Below are 19684 nucleotides of genomic sequence, written 5' to 3'. Positions count from 1 at the left end.
CGTCAGCGGGCCGTCGCGGTGTGGACGTACTCCACGAGCCGCGTCAGCGCGTCCGGGTCGGTGTTCGGCAGCACGCCGTGGCCGAGGTTGAAGACATGGCCCTCCAGACCGGCGGCCGCGTCCAGCACCTCGCGGGCCCTGGCCTCGACGGTGTCCTTGTCGGTGAACAGGACCGTCGAGTCGAGATTGCCCTGGAGCGCCTTGCCGGGTCCGACGCGGCGCTGCGCCTCGTCCAGCGGGACGCGCCAGTCGACGCCGACCACGTCCGCGCCGGCCTCGCCCATGAGCTTCAGCAGCTCGCCGGTGCCGACACCGAAGTGGATGCGCGGGACGCCGTAGCCGGCGACGGCGTCGAAGACCTTCGCCGAGGCGGGCATGGCCGAGCGCCGGTAGTCCGCCGGGGCGAGGGCGCCGACCCAGGAGTCGAACAGCTGGACCGCGCTCGCGCCGGCCTCGATCTGCACCTTCAGGAAGGCGGCCGTGATGTCGGCCAGGCGGTCCAGCAGGTCGGCCCACAGCTCGGGGTCGCCGTACATCATCGCCTTTGCGTTCTCGTACGTGCGCGAGGGGCCGCCCTCGACGAGGTAGCTCGCGAGGGTGAAAGGCGCGCCCGCGAAACCGATCAGCGGGGTGCTGCCCAGCTCCTTGGTGAGCAGGCCGATGGCCTCGGTGACGTAGGGGACGTCCTCGGGTGTGAGGTCGCGCAGCCGGGCCAGGTCGGCGCGGGTGCGGATGGGCTCCTCGACGACCGGGCCGACGCCCGGCTTGATGTCGAGGCCGAGGCCGACGGCCTTCAGCGGGACGACGATGTCGCTGTAGTAGATCGCCGCGTCCACGTGGTGGCGGCGCACCGGCTGCAGCGTGATCTCGGTGACCAGCTCGGGCCGCATGCAGGACTCCAGCATGGGGATGCCCTCGCGCACCTTGCGGTACTCGGGCAGGGAGCGGCCGGCCTGGCGCATGAACCACACGGGGGTGTGCGGCACGGGTTCGCGCCTGCACGCCTTGAGGAAGGCGCTGTCGTACGTCGCTGTCGGCTGCATGCTGGTCTTGGCGGTCACAGGGACAAGTTTCGCATGCCGTCGGACGCGGTTCGCCCCTGACCGGTGGCGGCCGGGAGTCGGGGCGCTCGCCCGCAGCCACGTGCGTCGCGGTGGTGTCTTGCCCTGCACGAAGGCCCGGTTCCCCTTACTCTTCCCCGCATGGCTGCGGCTCACGGACGAATGTCGGACAGCGCTGACGGAATGGACGACGTGAAGGACACCGAGGAGGCGGACCGGCGTTCCGGAACTTCGGGGCCGCCGGCGTTCCAGGCCGCTGTCGACGCCCTGCGCAGCAGCCGGCTGCGGCCGCAGGTCGAAGTGGAGCCCACGCCCGCCCCGCAGCGGCTCGCCCCGTACGCGTACGCGCTTGAGGCCGTGGTGGTCGACGGCGAACAGGAGCTGGCCGACGGACGCCTGGTGCTGCTGCACGACCCGGCGGGGCACGACGCCTGGCGCGGCACCTTCCGGCTGGTGACGCTGGTGCGCGCGGAGCTGGAGCCGGAGATGGCCGCCGATCCGCTGCTGCCCGAGGTCTGCTGGTCGTGGCTGACCGGGGCGCTGCAGGCGCGCGGGCTCGGCTACGGCGAGCCGAGCGGGACGATCACCCGCGCGAGTTCGCACTACTTCGGCGGGCTGGCCGAGCGGCCGGCGGCCTCGCAGATCGAGATCCGGGCGTCCTGGACGCCCCGGGAGGGTCTCGGCGGCGTGCCGGACACCGCCTCCCATCTGGCCTCCTGGTGCGATCTGCTGGCCCAGGTCGCGGGGCTGCCGCCGGCCGGTCCGGGCGACACCTCAGTGGTGACGCTGCCGCAGCGCAGGGGTCCGCAGTCACGGTGAGCGCGGCCGGCGAACCGGCGCTTCATCCGCATGGGCGCCTTATTGACCATCCCTTTGTCGATACGGCCACTTTCCGACCTCGAATGGCACCCTCTCGGACCGATTCGATCTTCGGATGATCGATCGCGTGTCCGAATTGCACGGATTGTTACTCACTAGATCGTGATCATTCTCTAAAGGCGGACGACTTTGCTGCCGAAGACGACTGTGACCTTGAAAGCACGGTTCGTCCCGGCTTCCTCCCCACAAGCCGGCCCCGTCCCCCCACCCAGGAGGCCTGGTGTCCGTTCTCCTCGAGCAGCCCGCAAGCCTGGTCGCCTACCGCCCGAACAAGCCGACCGCCATGGTGGTCGTGGCCGACCCGCGCGTCCGTTCCACCGTCACCCGCCACCTGTGGGCGCTCGGCGTGCGCGATGTCATCGAAGCCTCGTCCATCGCGGAGGCTCGTCCCCGCATCGGCAACCCGCGCGACATCTGCGTCGCCGACGTCCATCTGCCCGACGGCTCCGGCCTGACCCTGCTGTCCGAGACCCGCGCCGCGGGCTGGCCCAACGGGCTGGCACTGTCCGCCGCCGACGACATCGGCGCGGTGCGCAACGCCCTGGCCGGCGGGGTCAAGGGGTACGTCGTCACCGGCACCCGTACCAACCTCGGCCTGCCCACCCGGCCCGGCGCCGCTCCCCTCGGCGCCGCCCGGATGCACCGCCGCCCCCCGGGTGCCCCGAGCCACCCGGGCGGCTACCGCGAACTGTCCGGCCGCGAGGTCGAGGTGCTGCGACTGGTCGCGGAGGGCCAGTCGAACAAGGCGATCGGCGTGTCCATGGGCCTGTCCGCCCTGACCGTCAAGAGCCACCTCGCCCGCATCGCCCGCAAGCTGGGCACGGGCGACCGGGCCGGCATGGTGGCCGTGGCCCTGCGCACGGGGATCATCCACTGAGCCGAGCCGAGCATCCAAGCGATCATTGTCCACCGAGCCGCCCATTGAGCCGTTCAGAGCAGCGGACGGTTCACTCACGTGAACCGCACCTTTCACCGACCTGACTGGTTTGCGACCCTCCAGCGCCCGCCGACGGAACGTTCCGTCGGCGGGCGCCGTCCACACACGGATACCCTTGACAGGTGACCGACGCCCAAGAGACCGCAGCAGACAGCTCCCTGCGCATCACCGGAGGCACTCCTCCGGACGACGCCGGATCTTCTGTGATGGGGGCGCCGACACCGCTTCTCGAACCGCGCGAGGGGATTCCGCCCGTCGTCGCCGACGAGGCCTCGCTCGCCAAGGTGGTCGCCGCCTTCGCCGCGGGCTCCGGCCCGGTCGCCGTCGACGCCGAGCGGGCCTCGGGCTACCGCTACGGCCAGCGCGCCTACCTGGTGCAGCTGCGCCGCGAGGGCGCGGGGACCGCGCTGATCGACCCCGTCGCCTGCCCCGACCTGTCCGGGCTCGGCGAGGCGCTGTCCGGCGTCGAATGGGTGCTGCACGCCGCCACCCAGGACCTGCCCTGCCTGCGTGAAATAGGCATGGTCCCGGCTCGGCTCTTCGACACCGAGCTGGCCGGAAGGCTCGCCGGGTTCCCCCGGGTCGGCCTCGGCGCCATGGTCGAGAACGTGCTCGGCTTCGTCCTGGAGAAGGGCCACTCCGCCGTCGACTGGTCGACCCGGCCGCTGCCCGAGCCGTGGCTCAGGTACGCCGCGCTCGACGTGGAACTCCTCGTCGACCTGCGCGACGCCCTGGAGAAGGAGCTGGACCGGCAGGGCAAGCTGGAGTGGGCCCTGCAGGAGTTCGACGCCATCGCGGCCGCGCCGCCGGCCGAGCCGAGGAAGGACCCCTGGCGCCGCACGTCCGGGATGCACAAGGTGCGCAGGCGCCGGCAGCTCGGTGTCGTACGGGAACTGTGGGAGACGCGGGACCTGATCGCCCAGCGGCGGGACGTCTCGCCGGGCAAGGTGCTCAGTGACGCCGCCATCGTGGAGGCGGCGCTCGCCCTTCCGGCCAACGTCCACGCGCTCGCGGCGCTGAACGGGTTCGGGCACCGGGCGGGGCGGCGGCAGCTGGAGCAGTGGCAGGCGGCGGTCGACCGGGCCAAGGCCCTGCCGGACTCCGCGCTGCCCCAGCCGGGCCAGCCCGTGACCGGGCCCCCGCCGCCGCGGGCCTGGGCCGACAAGGATCCCGCCGCCGCGGCCCGGCTGTCCGCGGCCCGGGCGGGGGTCACCGCTCTGGCCGAGCAGCTCAACATGCCGCAGGAGAACGTGGTGTCCCCGGACACGGTCAGGCGCATCTGCTGGGAACCACCGAAGGTGATCGACGCCGGCTCGGTGGAGACCGCACTGGCCGGATACGGGGCGCGGGCGTGGCAGGTGGAGCTGGTGACGCCGGTGCTGGTCGCCGCGCTGGCCAAGAACCAGGGTCCCTGACCGCCGTAGGGCTTGATCGCGTTCGGCGCCCGCACGTCGAGATCAAGCCATACCTCATGCCGCGGCGGTGTGACCTTCGCCGCTCCAGCGGAGGGGACTGGGCAGCAACATTACCCATGAGTAGCATGGGCTTAAGCAAGCGCTCAGCGTCCCGCACCCTGGAGGAGAGCCATCGTGCCTCGTACCGTCAGGGACGTCGTCTTCGTCGACGGCGTCCGCACCCCGTTCGGCAAGGCGGGCCCGAAGGGCATCTACCACGAGACCCGCGCCGACGACCTCGTCGTGAAGGCGATCCGGGAGCTGCTGCGCCGCAACCCCGGTCTGGACCCGAAGAAGATCGACGAGGTCGCCATCGCCGCGACCACGCAGATCGGTGACCAGGGTCTGACCCTGGGCCGTACGGCCGGCATCCTGGCCGGGCTTCCGCAGTCCGTGCCCGGCTACTCGATCGACCGCATGTGCGCCGGCGCCCTGACCGCCGTGACGACCACCGCCGGTTCGATCGCGTTCGGTGCCTACGACGCCGTCATCGCCGGTGGTGTGGAGCACATGGGCCGCCACCCGATGGGCGAGGGCGTGGACCCGAACCCGCGGTTCGTCTCCGAGAAGCTGGTCGACGAGTCCGCCCTGTTCATGGGCATGACGGCGGAGAACCTGCACGACCGCTACCCGCACATCACCAAGCTGCGGGCCGACGAGTACGCGGTGCGCTCGCAGGAGAAGGCCGCCAAGGCGTACGCCAACGGCAAGATCCAGCAGGACCTGGTGCCGATCTCGGTGCGCCGCACCAGCCCCGAGGCCGGCGAGACCGGCTGGGGCCTGGTCACCGCCGACGAGCCGATGCGCCCGGGCACGACCCTGGAGAACCTGCAGGGCCTGAAGACGCCGTTCCGTGTGCACGGCCGGGTCACCGCCGGCAACGCGGCCGGTCTGAACGACGGCGCCACCGCCTCGATCATCGCCTCCGAGGACTTCGCCCGCGAGAACGGCCTGCCGGTCAAGATGCGGCTCGTCTCCTACGCCTTCGCGGGCGTCGAGCCGGAGGTCATGGGCTACGGCCCGATCCCGGCCACCGAGAAGGCCCTCGCCAAGGCGGGCCTCGGCATCTCCGACATCGGCCTGTTCGAGATCAACGAGGCCTTCGCCGTCCAGGTCCTGGCCTTCCTCGACCACTACGGCATCGCGGATGACGACGAGCGCGTCAACCAGTACGGCGGCGCCATCGCCTTCGGTCACCCGCTGGCCTCCTCCGGCGTCCGTCTGATGACGCAGCTGGCCCGCCAGTTCGAGGAGCAGCCGAACGTCCGCTACGGCCTGACCACCATGTGCGTCGGCTTCGGCATGGGCGCGACGGTCATCTGGGAGAACCCGCACTTCGAGGGGGACAAGTGAGCACCACCGCCGAGCTTCTGAAGCAGGCCGCCCAGCAGTTCCCCGACGAGGTCGTCACCAGTGCGCACGTACGCCACTTCGACCTGCCGTTCGGCGCCGGCCGCTTCGCGCTGATCACGCTGGACAACGGCTTCGACCACACCAAGCCGACCACCTTCGGCCCGGGTTCGCTGGCGAACCTGAACACCGCCATCGACCAGGTCGAGAAGGAGGCGGCGGACGGCGAGATCGTCGGCGTCGGCATCACCGGCAAGCCGTTCATCTTCGCGGTCGGCGCCGACCTCAAGGGCGTCGAGGTCCTCAAGGAGCACGAGCACGCGCTCGCCATCGGCAAGGGCGGCCACGACGTCTTCAAGCGTCTGGCGGGCCTGGCCGTCCCGACCTTCGCCTACTACAACGGCGCGGCGATGGGCGGCGGTGTCGAGGTCGGTCTGCACTGCACCTACCGCACGGTGTCGAAGGCCGTGCCGGCGTTCTCGCTCCCCGAGGTCTTCCTCGGCCTGGTCCCCGGCTGGGGCGGCTGCACCCTGCTGCCGAACCTGATCGGTGCCGACAAGGCCGTCTCGGTCATCATCGAGAACTCGCTGAACCAGAACAAGCAGCTGGGGGGCAAGCAGGTCTTCGAGCTCGGCGTCGCCGACGCGATCTTCGAGGGCGCCGACTTCCTGGAGCAGTCGCTGCTGTGGACCGCGCAGGTCCTCAAGGGCGACGTCCAGGTCGAGCGCCCGGTGATCGACCGCGGTGAGGCCTGGGACCAGGCCGTCGAGCGGGGCCGGTTCATCGCGGACTCCAAGGTGCACGGCGCGGCCCCGGCCGCCTACCGCGCCCTCGACATCATCGCGGCCGCCAAGAACGGCGACCTGCAGCAGGGTTACGACGCCGAGGACCGGGCCCTCGCGGACCTGATCATGAGCGGCGAACTGCGCGCCGGTCTCTACGCGTTCAACCTGGTCCAGAAGCGCGGCAAGCGTCCCGCCGGCGCCCCGGACAAGAACCTGGCCCGCCCGGTCACCAAGGTCGGTGTCGTCGGCGCCGGTCTGATGGCCTCCCAGCTCGCCCTGCTCTTCCTGCGCCGCTTGGAGGTGCCGGTCGTGCTGACCGACATCGACCAGGAGCGCGTCGACAAGGGTGTGGGCTACGTCCACTCCGAGATCGACAAGCTGCTCGGCAAGGGCCGGATCAACCAGGACAAGGCCAACCGTCTCAAGGCGCTGGTCACCGGTGTGCTGGACAAGGCCGAGGGCTTCTCCGACGCGGACTTCGTCATCGAGGCCGTGTTCGAGGAGATCGGTGTCAAGCAGCAGGTGTTCGCGGAGGTCGAGGCGGTCGCCCCGGCGCACGCGATCCTCGCGACCAACACCTCCTCGCTGTCGGTGACGGAGATGGCGTCCAAGCTCAGGCACCCCGAGCGGGTCGTGGGCTTCCACTTCTTCAACCCGGTCGCGGTCCTTCCGCTGCTGGAGATCGTCCGCGGCGAGCAGACCGACGACGCGTCGCTCGCCACCGCGTTCGCCGTCGCCAAGAAGCTGAAGAAGACTGCGGTTCTCGTCAAGGACGCCCCGGCGTTCGTCGTGAACCGCATCCTGACCCGCTTCATGGGCGAGATCCAGAACGTCATCGACGAGGGCACCCCGGTCGAGGTGGCCGAGAAGGCCGTCGAGCCGCTCGGTCTGCCGATGTCCCCGCTGGTGCTGCTGGAGCTGGTCGGTCCCGCGATCGGCCTGCACGTCTCGGAGACCCTCAACCGGGCCTTCCCGGACCGCTTCACGGTCTCCCCGAACCTCAAGGCGGTCGTGGAGGCGGGCAAGCGCGGCTTCTACGTCTACGACAGCGGCAAGCCGGAGCTGGACCCGGAGGTCGCCGCGCTGCTGAAGCAGGGCGATGTCGTGCTGACCGAGGAGCAGGTCCGCGCCCGGGTCCTGGACGCGGTGGCGCAGGAGATCGGGCTCATGCTCGACGAGGGCGTCGTCGCCGAGGCACAGGACATCGACCTCTGCCTCATCACCGGCGCCGGCTGGCCCTTCCACCTGGGCGGCATCACGCCGTACCTGGACCGCGAGGGCGTCTCGGAGCGCGTGAACGGCAAGAAGTTCCTGGCGCAGGGCGTGGCCAGCGTCCCTGTGTAGGGCACCGCATACGGTCATGGGATGCCCGGCACACCGACTGGTGTGCCGGGCATCGGCGCTGTCAGCCCGCGCCCTGGCGGCCGTCCTCGACATGGACGACGTGCAACTCCGTGCCGTCCAGGTCGCGCCGGGAGCGGCCGAGGATGCCGACGGCCAGGTGCGTGGGATCGTCAGGGTCGTCCAGTGGGACGAAGGTGACGACGTCCGGGTGGTGGCCGGTCACCAGCCAGCCCTCGCCGTTGTGCAGTTCCAGCACCCGGAAGTCGCCCGCGGGGCCCCCGACTCGTACCGGCCCGAACTCCCGCAGGATCTCGGTGGCTTGGGCGGCGAGGTCCCCGGCGGGCCGTTCGAGCACCACACAGGTACCGTGCTCGAACAGCACCCACGTCTTTCCGGAGCCGGCGAGGAGACGCCGCCAGGCGTCGATCAGAGTCTCGGTGTCCACGCCGGCCATCATGGCGCACTCAGACCTGCCGCCACGCCTCCAGGGCCAGTCCCGGCTCCGACTTGCGGCGGGTCAGCATGAGTTGGCCGGTCGACGGAGACAACGTTGCCGCCGCCACCCGGCCGTCCGCGTCCGTGGTCAGGGACACCGTCGCGTCCACCGGCAGTCGCGGGCCCGACTCGGTCCACCAGGCGCCCGCCGACTCCGCCTCGGTGGGGTACGCGGCGAAGGCGACGCGGCCGCTCGCCGAGCGCTGGGCGAGCAGGGGCCAGATGGGCGTAGCCGTCGGCGCCCTGGCCGATCGCGAGCACCGGGTGCAGCTTCTGGTCGCCGCCCACCGTGCGCGAGGTGGTCCAGGGGCCGCCGGGTTCGCGCTCCGCCCGGCACAGGACGGCGTCGCCCGACAGCTGGTAGACACTGAGCCGGCCGTCCCGGCCGCGCACAAGCCAGTCGCCGTTCATCGGTTCACTCCAGCCGCGGGCCGCACGGACACCCTCGCCGCCCCTGGTCACAGCCGCTTCGCAGTGCGGAAGAGCCCGGCGTAGAAGCCGTTTCCGTCGAGGCGCGAGACACCGCCCTGGTCGCCGATCGTGGGGCCGTTCTGCTCCTTGCGGCTGATTGGCCGTCCTTGGGGAGCTTGTGCGGCTCGTTGAAGCCGTAAGCGAAGGAGATCTGCGCCCGACGCCCTTGACGTCCATGATCAGCGGGGTGTTCGCCTCCTTCGCGGTGCGGGCGGAGCCGGTGGGCTTCAGGCCCGCGGCGTCCAGGGTGTCGAGGGTGCGCTTCACGCCGTCGTAGCCGTGGTCGAGGGTGTGGTTGGAGGCGGTGGAGCAGGTGTCGTAGCCGATGTCCTTGATGGTCTTCGCCTGCTGCGGCGGCACCTGGAAGTCCGGGAAGCCCTCGAACGGCCCCCGCACCGGGCCCATCACCGGCTCGAAGTGGCAGATCGCGAGGTCGGCCTTGCTGATCAGCGGCTTGATGCCGGCCATCATCGGCCCGAAGTCCAGCCCGTCCACGCCCTTGCCCGTGCGCCCCGCGTCCTTGCGCGCCTGGTCGACCAGTTCGGGGTGCATGAGGATGTCCCCGGCGGCCGCGACGGTGAAGGAGCGCCCGCCGCCCAAGGCACCGGCGTCGTCCGAGAGGAGTCCGCAGCCGGAGACGGCGACGAGGAGGAGAGCGGGATCAGCAGGGACAGCAGGGTCCGGCTACGGCGTCTGCTCACCGGGATATCTTGGTACAACCATGAGAGCCCATCGCTCACGCCTCATAACGATCGCAACACTGCTGCTGGTCGTCACCGGTCTCGCGGCCGGTCTCACCGTCCTCCTGCGCACCCCGGGCGGTGCCGTGGAGGATGCCCGCCGGCCCGCGCCGAAGGGGGCCGAGCAGATCGACCTGGCCCGCGAGGTGGCGGACTACACGAGCCGGTTCGGCCCCGGCCGGGGCTATCTGCCGCCCGGCCGGGCCGACCGCGAGGACATCGCCGCGGCCATCGGCCTGTTGCTCGACGGTCACCGCTCACAAGCGGAACAGCGGCTCTCACAGCGGGACTTCACCGTGCGCACGGTCTTCGACCGGCCCTCCGGCCACCGCTATACGGAGGTGGCCGACCGCACCGACTCCGCCGTGAGACCGCGCGGCTGGGGCCGGATCTACCTCGATCTGGACCATCGCCCGAGCTGGTCCGTGCAGGTCCCGCATCCCGGCTTCGATCTGGGTACCGAGCAGCTCGGCGTGCGGGTGCTGCGCGGCTCGCCCGGTGGGGTCCTGGTGATCGCAGGAGCACATCGCAAAGCCGGAATCGGTAACGCGGCGGACGTGGCACACCGGGAGGACACCGTTTTCCACGCCGTCTGCGCCGAGCTGGCCCGCCGCGGGTTGCCCGGGATCCAATTGCACGGCTTCGCCGCCTCCGCCGCGCCCGGCTACGACGTCATCGCCTCCACCGGCGCCGGGTCGGCGGGCCGGCAGGACGGCCGCGACCTGGCCGACGCCCTGAGCGGCCATGGTTTCCGGGTGTGCCGGGCCTGGGCCCGCTCCTGTCCGCTGGAGGGCCGGACGAATGTGCAGGGCCGGGCGGCCGACGCCGACCATGTGCCGTTCCTGCACGTCGAGTTCTCCCCCGGGGTGCGCGCGGGCGGGCGGCCCGCCGAGCGCGCGGCCGCCGCGATCGCCGGGATCACGGGCCGCTGGGCGAGGAACCCGTGACAGACTGAGTCCGCCAGGGACACGGCAGAACAGGGCTGTCACCGATATGACGGACACTTCGGGTGTTGCGCGCGGAGCGCTCCCGCTGCTCATCGTCGACGGCGCGAACGTCGTCGGGTCGGTGCCCGACGGCTGGTGGCGGGACCGCCGCGGTGCCGCCGAGCGCCTGCGCGACCGGCTGGCGCCCCTGGCCCGGTCCGGCGTGGCCGGCCTGCCCGGTCCGCTGGAGCTGGTCCTGGTGGTGGAGGGCGCGGCCCGGGGCGTGGAGTCGGTGCCCGGGGTGCGCGTCGAGGACGCGCCCGGCAGCGGCGACGACCACATCGTGGCCCTCGCCGCGGCGGCCGGCGACCGCCCATGCCTGGTCGTCACAGCCGACCGCGCACTACGGCACCGGGTCACCGAACACGGCGCACAGGTCACCGGGCCCCGCACAGTACTGGCCTGACCGGCCCGGCCACACGATCCGGCGCCCGGCAGCGGCGACAACCACATCACGGTCCCCGCGGCAGCGGCCCGCGACCGCCCGTGCCTGGTCGTCACGGCCGACCGCGCACTACGGCACCGGGTCACCGAACACGGAGCCTGTGGACGGTTACGGCGCGTTTCCGGCGGACGGCCGCTGGGGCTCTTTGGTGGCGGGCTGCCCGCCAGGGGCCAGTCGGCTGTGGGTGCGGCCGTAGAAGAAGTAGACGGCGAAACCGATCACCATCCAGATGGCGAACCGCAGCCAGGTCTCGGCCGGCAGATTGAGCATCAGCCACAGCGAGGCGCACACCGACAGGATCGGGATGACCGGAACCCACGGGGTACGGAAGGCGCGGGGCAGGTCGGGGCGGGTGCGGCGCAGGATGATCACGCTGATCGCGACGACGACGAACGCGAAGAGCGTGCCGATGTTCACCAGTTCGGCCAGCGCGCTGAGGCTGGTGAAGCCGGCGACGATCGCGATGATCACGCCGAGCAGGATGGTCGGCCGGTGCGGGGTGCGGAAACGCGGGTGGACGCGGGAGAAGAAGCGCGGCAGCAGTCCGTCGCGGCTCATCGCGAAGAACACCCGGGTCTGGCCGAGCAGCAGGATCATGCACACGGTGGTCAGGCCGACGGCCGCGCCGAAGCTGATGACACCCGCGAACCAGGGGTGTCCGATGGCCTTGAAGGCGTCGGCCAGCGGGGCCTCCACGGACAGCTTGGAGTACTTCTCCATGCCGGTGACGACGATGGAGACGGCGACGTAGAGCACGGTGCAGATGAACAGGGAGCCGAGAATGCCGCGCGGCATGTCCCGCTGCGGGTTGCGGGTCTCCTCGGCGGCCGTGGCCACGATGTCGAAGCCGATGAAGGCGAAGAACACCACCGAGGCGGCCGTGAAGATGCCCATCACACCGAAGTTGGCCGGTGCCCAGCCGAACATCAGCTGGATCAGCGGGGCCCTGAGGTTGCCGCCGGCCGGCACCGGCTGGGGCTTGGGGATGAACGGCGAGTAGTTGCTGCCCGTGATGAAGAAGGCACCGGCGACGATCACGATGAGCACGACGATCACCTTGATGGCGACGACGAGTGAGGTGATCCGGGCCGAGAGTTTCATGCCGAGGACGAGGATGCCGGTGAGCACCAGCACCAGGGCCGCGGCGAGGATGTCGAAGCCGAAGCCGGAGGCCGTGTCCCGGCTGGCCAGATAGTCGGGCAGATGCCAGCCGACGTTGTCCATCAGGGAACGGATGTAGCCGGACCAGCCGACCGCCACCACCGCCGTACCGAGCGCGAACTCCAGGACCAGGTCCCAGCCGATGATCCACGCGGGCAGCTCACCCAGGGAGGCGTAACTGAAGGTGTACGCCGAGCCCGCCACGGGGACCGTGGACGCGAACTCGGCGTAGCAGAGGGCGGCGAGCGCGCAGACCACGCCGGCCACCACGAAGGCCAGGGACACCGCCGGGCCGGCGTTGTTCTTGGCGACCTGTCCGGTGAGGACGAAGATGCCGGTGCCGATGATGACGCCGACGCCGAAGACGGTCAGATCGAGCGCGGAGAGGGACTTCTTGAGCGAATGCTCGGGTTCCTCGGTGTCCTGGATGGACTGCTCGACGTTCTTCGTCCTGAACAACGCGCTGCTCACGTACCTGCCTCCCACGCTTGGGGGCCCCTCGCCGCGGCCCGTCATGATCGAGAGGGTCGGGATGCGTATGCCCCGGCACAGGCAGGTTCACGCAGACGGGCCGGTTCCGCCACCGCAAGAGTGGCGTGACCGGCCCGTGAAGGGCGTGTTCCGGGTCAGTCGCGCGCGGGCTCGACCGAGTCCACCTCCGCGGCCGTACGGTCGAACCTGCCGTCCAGCCTGGCGACCAGCCCGGTGACCTGGCGGGCGATGTCCGGGGCGGTCAGGCCGATCTCGGCGAGGACCTCGCCGCGGGAGGCGTGGTCGAGGAAGCGCGGCGGGATGCCGAAGTCGCGCAGCGGCACGTCCACGCCGGCGTCGCGCAGGGCCTGGGCGATCGCGGAGCCGACACCGCCGGCCCGGCTGTTGTCCTCGACGGTGACGACGACCCGGTGCCGCTCGGCCAGCGGGGCCATCGCCTCGTCGACGGGCTTGACCCAGCGCGGGTCGACCACAGTGGTGGAGATGCCCTGCTTGTCGAGCAGGCCGGCGATCTCCAGGCACATCGGGGCGAGGGCGCCCACGGAGACGAGCAGCACGTCCGGCCGGTCGGTGCCGGGCTCGCGCAGCACGTCCATGCCGCCGATCCGGCCCACGGCGGGTACGGCGGGGCCGACGGCGCCCTTGGAGAAGCGCACCACGGTCGGGGCGTCGTCCACCGCGACGGCCTCCCGCAGCTGGGCCCGCACCTGCTCGGCGTCCCGCGGGGCGGCCAGCCTGAGGCCCGGCACGACCTGCAGGATCGACATGTCCCACATGCCGTTGTGCGAGGCACCGTCCGTTCCGGTGACACCGGCCCGGTCCAGCACGAAGGTCACCCCGCACTTGTGCAGCGCCACGTCCATGAGGACCTGGTCGAATGCGCGGTTGAGGAAAGTGGCGTAGACGGCGAAGACGGGGTGCACCCCGGCGTACGCGAGGCCCGCGGCGGAGACGGCGCCGTGCTGCTCGGCGATCCCGACGTCGTACACCCGTTCGGGGAAGTGCTTGGCGAACCTGTCGAGTCCGACCGGCTGGAGCATGGCGGCCGTGATGGCCACGATGTCCTCGCGCTCCTCGCCGAGCCTGACCATCTCGTCGCCGAAGACGGAGGTCCAGTCGGCGCCCGAGCTGGCGATCGGCAGACCGGTGTCCGGGTGGATCTTGCCGACCGCGTGGAAGCGGTCCGCCTCGTCCTGCAGGGCAGGCTGGTAGCCGCGGCCCTTCTCGGTGAGGCAGTGCACGATCACCGGTCCGCCGAACCGCTTGGCGCGGGCCAGGGCGGATTCCAGCGCCTCGATGTCGTGGCCGTCGATCGGGCCGACGTATTTCAGGCCCAGGTCCTCGAACATGCCCTGCGGTGCGATGAAGTCCTTGAACCCCTTCTTCGCCCCGTGCAGGGTCTCGTACAGCGGCCGGCCGACGACCGGGGTGCGCTCCAGGAGTTCCTTCGTGCGGGCGAGGAACCGCTCGTAGCCGTCCGTCGTGCGCAGGGTCGCCAGGTGGTTGGCGAGGCCGCCGATGGTGGGGGCGTACGACCGCTCGTTGTCGTTGACGACGATGACGAGCGGGCGGTCCTTGGCGTCGGCGATGTTGTTCAGCGCCTCCCAGGCCATGCCGCCGGTGAGCGCCCCGTCGCCGATGACCGCCACGACATGGCTGTCCCGCTTCTTCAGCTGGTTGGCCTTGGCGATGCCGTCGGCCCAGCCGAGCACCGTGGAGGCGTGGCTGTTCTCGATGACGTCGTGCTCGGACTCGGCCTGCGAGGGGTAGCCGGACAGGCCGCCCTTCATCTTCAGCCTGGAGAAGTCCTGCCGGCCGGTGAGCAGCTTGTGCACGTAGGACTGGTGGCCGGTGTCCCAGAGCACCTTGTCCTTCGGCGAGTCGAAGACCCGGTGCAGGGCGATGGTCAGCTCCACCACACCGAGGTTGGGGCCGAGGTGGCCGCCGGTCTTGGAGACGGCGTCGACGAGGAAGGTCCGGATCTCCTCTGCCAGCTGGTCCAGCTGCTCCAGGCTGAGCCGGTCCAGATCGCGCGGTCCCCTGATGCGGGTCAGCAGCGGCACCCGTGCCTCCTTGCAGTAGAGCTGATCGAGCTTTCGCCGGGCTCGCCAGAGTCTAATGTTCCGGCTTTGCACGACACGACAGCGCCCGGCACGTTTCGATGTGCCGGGCGCTGGTCAACCTGTGAAGACCAGGCGTTATGCACGCCCTGCTGTCTTCTGGGTCTTGCGCGTCACCGCGTCGATCACGACCGTGGCCAACAGCACACCACCGGTGATCATGTACTGCACCGGCGAGGCGATGCCCTGCAGCGCGAGGCCGTACTGGATCGAGACGATCACCAGCACGCCAAGGAGCGCGTTCCAGGTGCGGCCACGGCCACCGAAGAGGGACGTGCCACCGATCACGGCCGCCGCGATCGCGTTCATCAGCAGGTCACCGCCGCCGGCGCCCTGGTTGGCAGAGGCGATCTTGGAGGCGATGAACAGACCGCCGATCGCCGCGAACGTGCCAGAGATGGCGAACACCGAGATCCGGACCATGTCCACGTTGATACCGGCACGGCGGGACGCCTCGACGCTGCCGCCGAGCGCGAAGACCTTGCGGCCGTAGGAGGTGCGGCGCAGCACGAAGTCCGTGATGAACAGCACGGCGACGAAGACCACCACGGCCAGCGGCAGGCCCTTGTACTGGTTGAAGACGACCGCGGCGGCGAAGGCCACGACGGCCAGCAGCACGGTGCGCAGGACGGTCTCGCTCAGCGGGCGGGACGGCACGCCGGCGGCCTCGCGGCGCTTGTTGCCGAAGTAGGAGCTGAGGAAGAACAGCACCGTCACCGCGATGGCCAGGCCGTAGGCGGCGGCCACGTCGGAGAAGTAGTAGCTGGTCAGCTTGGCGACCAGGCCGTTGTCGTTCAGGTTGATCGTGCCGTTGTCGCCCAGGATCTTGAGCATGAGGCCGTTCCAGAACAGCAGACCGGCCAGGGTCACCGCGAAGGCCGGCACGCCGATCTTCGCGAAGAAGAAGCCCTGCACCGCGCCCGCGACCGTACCGGTGAGGATCGACAGCACCAGGGCCAGGATCTCGTTCATGCCGTGGGTGACGTTCAGCACCGCGAAGGTGGCGCCCGCGACACCGGAGAGCGAACCGACCGACAGGTCGATCTCGCCGAGCAGCAGGACGAACACGATGCCGACGGCGATCATGCCCGTGCCGACCATGGCGACGGAGATGTCGGAGAGGTTGCCCGCGGTCAGGAAGTTGGAGTTCAGGCTCTGGAAGATGATCCAGATGACCGCCAGGCCGATCACGACCGGGATGGAGCCGAGGTCACCGGCCTTCATCTTGCGCTTGAACTCGGTGACGTAGCCCGCGAGGCCCTGCTCGCGCACCAGCAGACGGGGGTCGACGGCGACGTCGGAGCCGCGTGCCGCCTCGGGGTTCTCCACGGGGGTGTCCTCGGGGGGCGTGGAGGTCTTGTCGATGCTCACTTCTTGATCTCCCCATTGCTGCGCGCCGCACGACGGGTCACGGCGTTGTCCGTGGCGCCGGTGATGGCGGAGATGATCTCTTCCTGCGAGGTCGACTTGACCTCGAAGACGCCGTTGTTCCTGCCCAGACGCAGCACGGCCACCTTGTCGGCGACGGCCTTGACGTCGGCCATGTTGTGGCTGATGAGGATCACGGCGTGACCGCGCTCCCGCAGCCTCTCCACCAGGTCGAGGACCTGGGCGGTCTGCTCGACGCCGAGCGCGGCGGTGGGCTCGTCGAGGATGACCAGCTTGGGCTCGCCGAGCATGGAGCGGGCGATCGCCACGACCTGGCGCTGACCGCCGGAGAGCGAGGCGATCGGGATGCGGACGCTGGGAATGCGGATGGAGAGCTGGTCCAGCAGCTCGCGCGAGCGGCGCTCCATCTCGACCTCGTCCAGCACACCGCGGCGGCGGATCTCCCGGCCGAGGAACAGGTTGCCGACGACGTCGATGTTGTCGCACAGCGCGAGGTCCTGGTACACCGTCGCGACGCCCAGGTTCTGGGCGTCGTGCGGCTTGTTGACCTGGACGGCCTTGCCTTCCCATTCGATGACGCCTTCATCGATGGGGTGCACGCCGGCGATCGTCTTGACCAGCGTGGACTTTCCGGCACCGTTGTCGCCCACCAGGGCGACCACCTCACCGGCGTGGACCTCAAGCTCTACGTCGGTGAGCGCCTGAACGGCACCGAACCGCTTGGAGACCCCGCGCAACGCCAGCACGGGCGTAGCGGACACGTGAACCATCTCCTTCGCCGCCTGACCCGGCGGGAGGTTGTGCAGAAGTTTGGGGGGTAGTTCCGTCCGGCGCCCCGCACCGAGCTTGCGGGGCTGGGTGTGTGCGCGGGGCGCCGGAGGAGCCTGTGGGCGCCTTCCTCCCGCTAGGGAAATTCAAGGGTGAATTCCCCTAGTTGGAAAGGCGCGTGCGGCTGCTTACTTCAGACCGATCTTGTCGCAGGCGGCCTTGTACTGCGAGGTGCAGATGTCGGCGACCGTGTAGACGCCGTCCTTGATGACGGTGTCCTTGATGTTGTCCTTGGTCAGCGCGGTGACGGGCACCAGGACCGAGGGCACCTGCTTGGTGGTCGGGCTGTCGACCTTGTCCTTGGCGACGGAGTCGAGCGACTTGCCCTGGGCGAGGTCCACGGCCATCTCGGCGGCGGCGGCGGCCTCGGGAGCGTACGGCTTGTAGACGCTCATGTACTGGTCGCCGGTGACGATGCGCTGGACGCCCGCGAGCTCCGCGTCCTGGCCGGTGACCGGGACCTTGATGCCCGCCTGCTTGAGGGCGGTGATGATACCGCCGGCCATGCCGTCGTTGGCGGAGTAGACGCCGATGATGTTCTTCTTGCCCAGAGCGGAAATGGCGCCCTCCATGTTGGAGTTGGCGTTCTCCGGCTTCCACTCCTTGGTGTCGTACTCCTTGCCGACGTTCACCTTGCCGTCGAGCACCTCGTGGGCGCCCTTCTTGAACTGCGCGGCGTTCGGGTCGGTGGAGGAACCGTTCATCATGACGATCTTGCCGGACTTGGCCTTGGAGCCCAGGGCCTTCAGCAGGGCCTCGCCCTGGGTCTTGCCGACCGTCTCGTTGTCGAACGAGGTGTACGCGTCGATCGGGCCCTGCGCCAGGCGGTCGTAGGCGACGACCGGGATGCCGGCGTCCTTGGCCTTCTGGACCGAGTTCTTGATGGCCGCGGCGTCCACCGCGTCCACGATCAGGACGTCCACCTTGTTGGTGATCATGGTGTCGACCTGCTGGTTCTGCAGCGTCGCGTCCTGCTTGGCGTTGGCGTAGACGATCTTGCCCTTGCCGCCCGTGAGCTCCTGGACCTTCTTCTCGATCAAGGGCTTGTCGAACTTCTCGTAACGAGCGGTCTGGTTCTCCGGCAGGAGCAGACCGACCGTGATCGCGTCGCCCTTCTTGGGGCTGGACGACTTGGAGGAGCCGCCACCGGACTGCTTGGCGCTGCCACAGGCAGCGAGCGAGACGGCCATGGCACCAGCAGCAACGGCGAAGGCCGCACGACGCATACGCATGTTCACTTCAGAAACCTCCCTGACGAGGCCGCGTCGTTGCGGCCGAGGTGGCTGGAAGTCAACTCGGCCACACGTGCGACGTCAAGAAGTAAATCCTTAACGAGATGGCAACGGTGCCATCCGTTTTCTAAGTGAAGGCAGGGGCCGCCATGGACAGCGAACCGTCCAAAAGGGTCGAATCACCCATCTCGCTGAGGGCGAGGGCGAGCGCTCCGAGCACCTCGGCACGACCGCCAAGTGCCCCCGGGAGAACGGTCAGTTGGCGCGCCGCGCTGGGAATGGCGTAGCGGCCGACGGACTCCCTGATCGGCCCGAGCACCAGCTCACCGGCCTCGGCGAGATCACCGCCGAGGACCACCCGGCTCGGGTTGAGGAGATTGCAGAGATTGGCCACTCCGCTGCCGATGTGGCGGCCGACGTCGGCGATCACCCGACGACAGCCCGGGTCTCCGTCCCTGGCCAGCCGCACGACGCCCTCCATGGTCAGGTCCGGGCCATGACTGGGCTGGAGCAGCGGCAGCACATAGCGTGCGGCCGCGAACGTCTCCAGACAGCCGCGGTTCCCGCAACGGCAGACCGGGCCGGATTCATCGAGTGTAATATGTCCGATTTCCCCGGCCGTGCCGCCCGGACCCCGGTAGATCTTCCCGTCGATCACCAGACCGGCACCGACACCGCTCGCGACCTTGATGTACGCAAGGTCACGGACCCCCTTGCCGGCCCCCCAGACCAGCTCGCCGAGAGCGCCGAGGTTGGCGTCGTTGTCCACGTGCACGGGCACACCGAGCCGCTCGCGCAGCTCCTCGGCGGGCTTGGCGCCGGTCCAGCCCGGCAGGATCGCGGTGGAGCCCAGCGTCCCCGACTCCACGTCGATCGGGCCCGGCACACCGAGCCCCACGCCGGCCACCTTCGACCGGCTCACGCCCGTGACCGCGATCAGGCGGCTGACCAGCTCCTCCGCCCGGTCGAAGCCCTGCGCGGCGGAGGCGTCGACGTCCAGCGGCTCGGCCTCCTCGGCCAGCACCTGGTGAGCGAGGTTCCCGATCGCGACGCGCAGATGGGTGTGCCCGAAGTCGACGCCGATCACAATCCCGGCGTCCCCGCTCAGGCTGACGCTGCGGGCCCTGCGCCCGCCCGCCGACGTGGGCGTGACCTCGACGGTTCCGCCGTCCTTCAGCTCCCGCACGATGTTGGAGACCGTCGCGGCGGACAGACCGGTCGTCCGCGCGATCTCCGCCTGCGTGAGGGACCCGGCCAAGCGCACGGCCCGTACGACCCGCTCCAGGTTGGCTCGGTGCAGCGACGACTGCGACCCTGGAGTCTCCACGACGACCTCCTGAGCGCGAGGCCGCTCCGGCGAGGCCCCGCGTATGTCCAACTAGTGAACTCTAAGCTGAGCCGTTCGGGGTGTCTTACGTCAAGAGGTTGAACCGCATCCGGGTACCCGGACACACGTGTGCACACCACTCCGAGGCCCGGAACGGCGTGCACACGGACGGATGCGAGGCGTCACCC

At 70.1% G+C, this 19684-nt stretch carries 15 protein-coding genes and 2 pseudogenes; 7 read left to right on the top strand and 10 right to left on the bottom strand.

The genetic code is table 11. The annotated features are described in order from the left end of the window. Positions 1–2 precede the first annotated feature (2 nt). The gene (gene hemE, locus ACZ5NH_RS26470) at positions 3–1043 is read right to left on the bottom strand and encodes a uroporphyrinogen decarboxylase (protein WP_451557101.1); all 1041 of its coding nucleotides are present in this window, start codon (positions 1041–1043) and stop codon (positions 3–5) included. Between the two features lie 159 nt (positions 1044–1202). Between hemE and ACZ5NH_RS26465 the strand changes: the two genes are divergently transcribed. From ACZ5NH_RS26465 to ACZ5NH_RS26445, 5 genes are all read left to right on the top strand, one after another. Continuing rightward, a complete protein-coding gene (locus tag ACZ5NH_RS26465) occupies positions 1203–1880 on the top strand; it encodes a DUF3000 domain-containing protein (RefSeq protein WP_468778623.1) in 678 nt (225 codons plus the stop codon). A gap of 280 nt (positions 1881–2160) precedes the next feature. Continuing rightward, positions 2161–2817: a response regulator transcription factor gene (locus ACZ5NH_RS26460; RefSeq protein ID WP_055709811.1), complete on the top strand. Its 657-nt coding sequence runs from the start codon at positions 2161–2163 to the stop codon at positions 2815–2817. 182 nt (positions 2818–2999) lie between these two features. Then, entirely contained in the window at positions 3000–4292 is a 1293-nt protein-coding gene (locus ACZ5NH_RS26455; protein WP_468778621.1) for a ribonuclease D, read from the top strand. A gap of 174 nt (positions 4293–4466) precedes the next feature. Further along, positions 4467–5684, top strand: coding sequence for a thiolase family protein (locus tag ACZ5NH_RS26450; protein ID WP_388624388.1), 1218 nt, complete (start codon positions 4467–4469; stop codon positions 5682–5684). After that, positions 5681–7810: a 3-hydroxyacyl-CoA dehydrogenase NAD-binding domain-containing protein gene (locus ACZ5NH_RS26445; RefSeq protein ID WP_468778619.1), complete on the top strand. Its 2130-nt coding sequence runs from the start codon at positions 5681–5683 to the stop codon at positions 7808–7810. The genes ACZ5NH_RS26450 and ACZ5NH_RS26445 overlap by 4 nt, the downstream gene beginning before the upstream one ends. A 61-nt stretch (positions 7811–7871) precedes the next feature. Here ACZ5NH_RS26445 and ACZ5NH_RS26440 read toward each other — a convergent pair whose 3' ends face one another. From ACZ5NH_RS26440 to ACZ5NH_RS26430, 3 genes and pseudogenes are all read right to left on the bottom strand, one after another. Further along, positions 7872–8264, bottom strand: coding sequence for a hypothetical protein (locus ACZ5NH_RS26440; RefSeq protein WP_451552483.1), 393 nt, complete (start codon positions 8262–8264; stop codon positions 7872–7874). A 10-nt stretch (positions 8265–8274) separates the two neighbouring features. Then, positions 8275–8716: pseudogene (locus ACZ5NH_RS26435) on the bottom strand (hypothetical protein). 195 nt (positions 8717–8911) lie between these two features. Then, a pseudogene (locus ACZ5NH_RS26430) lies at positions 8912–9328 on the bottom strand (CapA family protein); the annotation flags it as partial. A 169-nt stretch (positions 9329–9497) separates the two neighbouring features. On the opposite strand from ACZ5NH_RS26430, the gene ACZ5NH_RS26425 reads away from it, so the two are divergent. Both ACZ5NH_RS26425 and ACZ5NH_RS26420 read left to right on the top strand, forming a co-directional pair. After that, entirely contained in the window at positions 9498–10463 is a 966-nt protein-coding gene (locus ACZ5NH_RS26425; RefSeq protein WP_468778618.1) for a hypothetical protein, read from the top strand. Between the two features lie 46 nt (positions 10464–10509). Beyond that, complete coding sequence (locus tag ACZ5NH_RS26420) at positions 10510–10908, top strand: PIN domain-containing protein (protein WP_468778616.1); 399 nt, start codon at positions 10510–10512, stop codon at positions 10906–10908. Between the two features lie 147 nt (positions 10909–11055). On the opposite strand, the gene ACZ5NH_RS26415 is transcribed toward ACZ5NH_RS26420, so the two are convergent. From ACZ5NH_RS26415 to ACZ5NH_RS26390, 6 genes are all read right to left on the bottom strand, one after another. Continuing rightward, a complete protein-coding gene (locus tag ACZ5NH_RS26415) occupies positions 11056–12579 on the bottom strand; it encodes an amino acid permease (RefSeq protein ID WP_388624402.1) in 1524 nt (507 codons plus the stop codon). Positions 12580–12734: 155 nt separating this feature from the next. Next, positions 12735–14663, bottom strand: a complete 1929-nt coding sequence (gene dxs, locus ACZ5NH_RS26410) for a 1-deoxy-D-xylulose-5-phosphate synthase (RefSeq protein ID WP_468778614.1) — start codon at positions 14661–14663, stop codon at positions 12735–12737. A gap of 135 nt (positions 14664–14798) precedes the next feature. Next, positions 14799–16091, bottom strand: coding sequence for a sugar ABC transporter permease (locus ACZ5NH_RS26405; RefSeq protein ID WP_451552477.1), 1293 nt, complete (start codon positions 16089–16091; stop codon positions 14799–14801). Further along, positions 16088–16879, bottom strand: coding sequence for an ATP-binding cassette domain-containing protein (locus tag ACZ5NH_RS26400; protein ID WP_450983289.1), 792 nt, complete (start codon positions 16877–16879; stop codon positions 16088–16090). The genes ACZ5NH_RS26405 and ACZ5NH_RS26400 overlap by 4 nt, the downstream gene beginning before the upstream one ends. A gap of 186 nt (positions 16880–17065) precedes the next feature. Beyond that, the gene (locus tag ACZ5NH_RS26395) at positions 17066–18163 is read right to left on the bottom strand and encodes a sugar ABC transporter substrate-binding protein (protein ID WP_388624972.1); all 1098 of its coding nucleotides are present in this window, start codon (positions 18161–18163) and stop codon (positions 17066–17068) included. Positions 18164–18296: 133 nt separating this feature from the next. After that, positions 18297–19496, bottom strand: a complete 1200-nt coding sequence (locus tag ACZ5NH_RS26390) for an ROK family transcriptional regulator (RefSeq protein WP_388624412.1) — start codon at positions 19494–19496, stop codon at positions 18297–18299. Positions 19497–19684 lie beyond the last annotated feature (188 nt).

Source organism: Streptomyces sp. NPDC031426, assembly GCF_055581585.1.
Note: the sequence above shows the minus strand (reverse complement) of the source record. Positions and strands in the feature narration are given on the sequence as shown.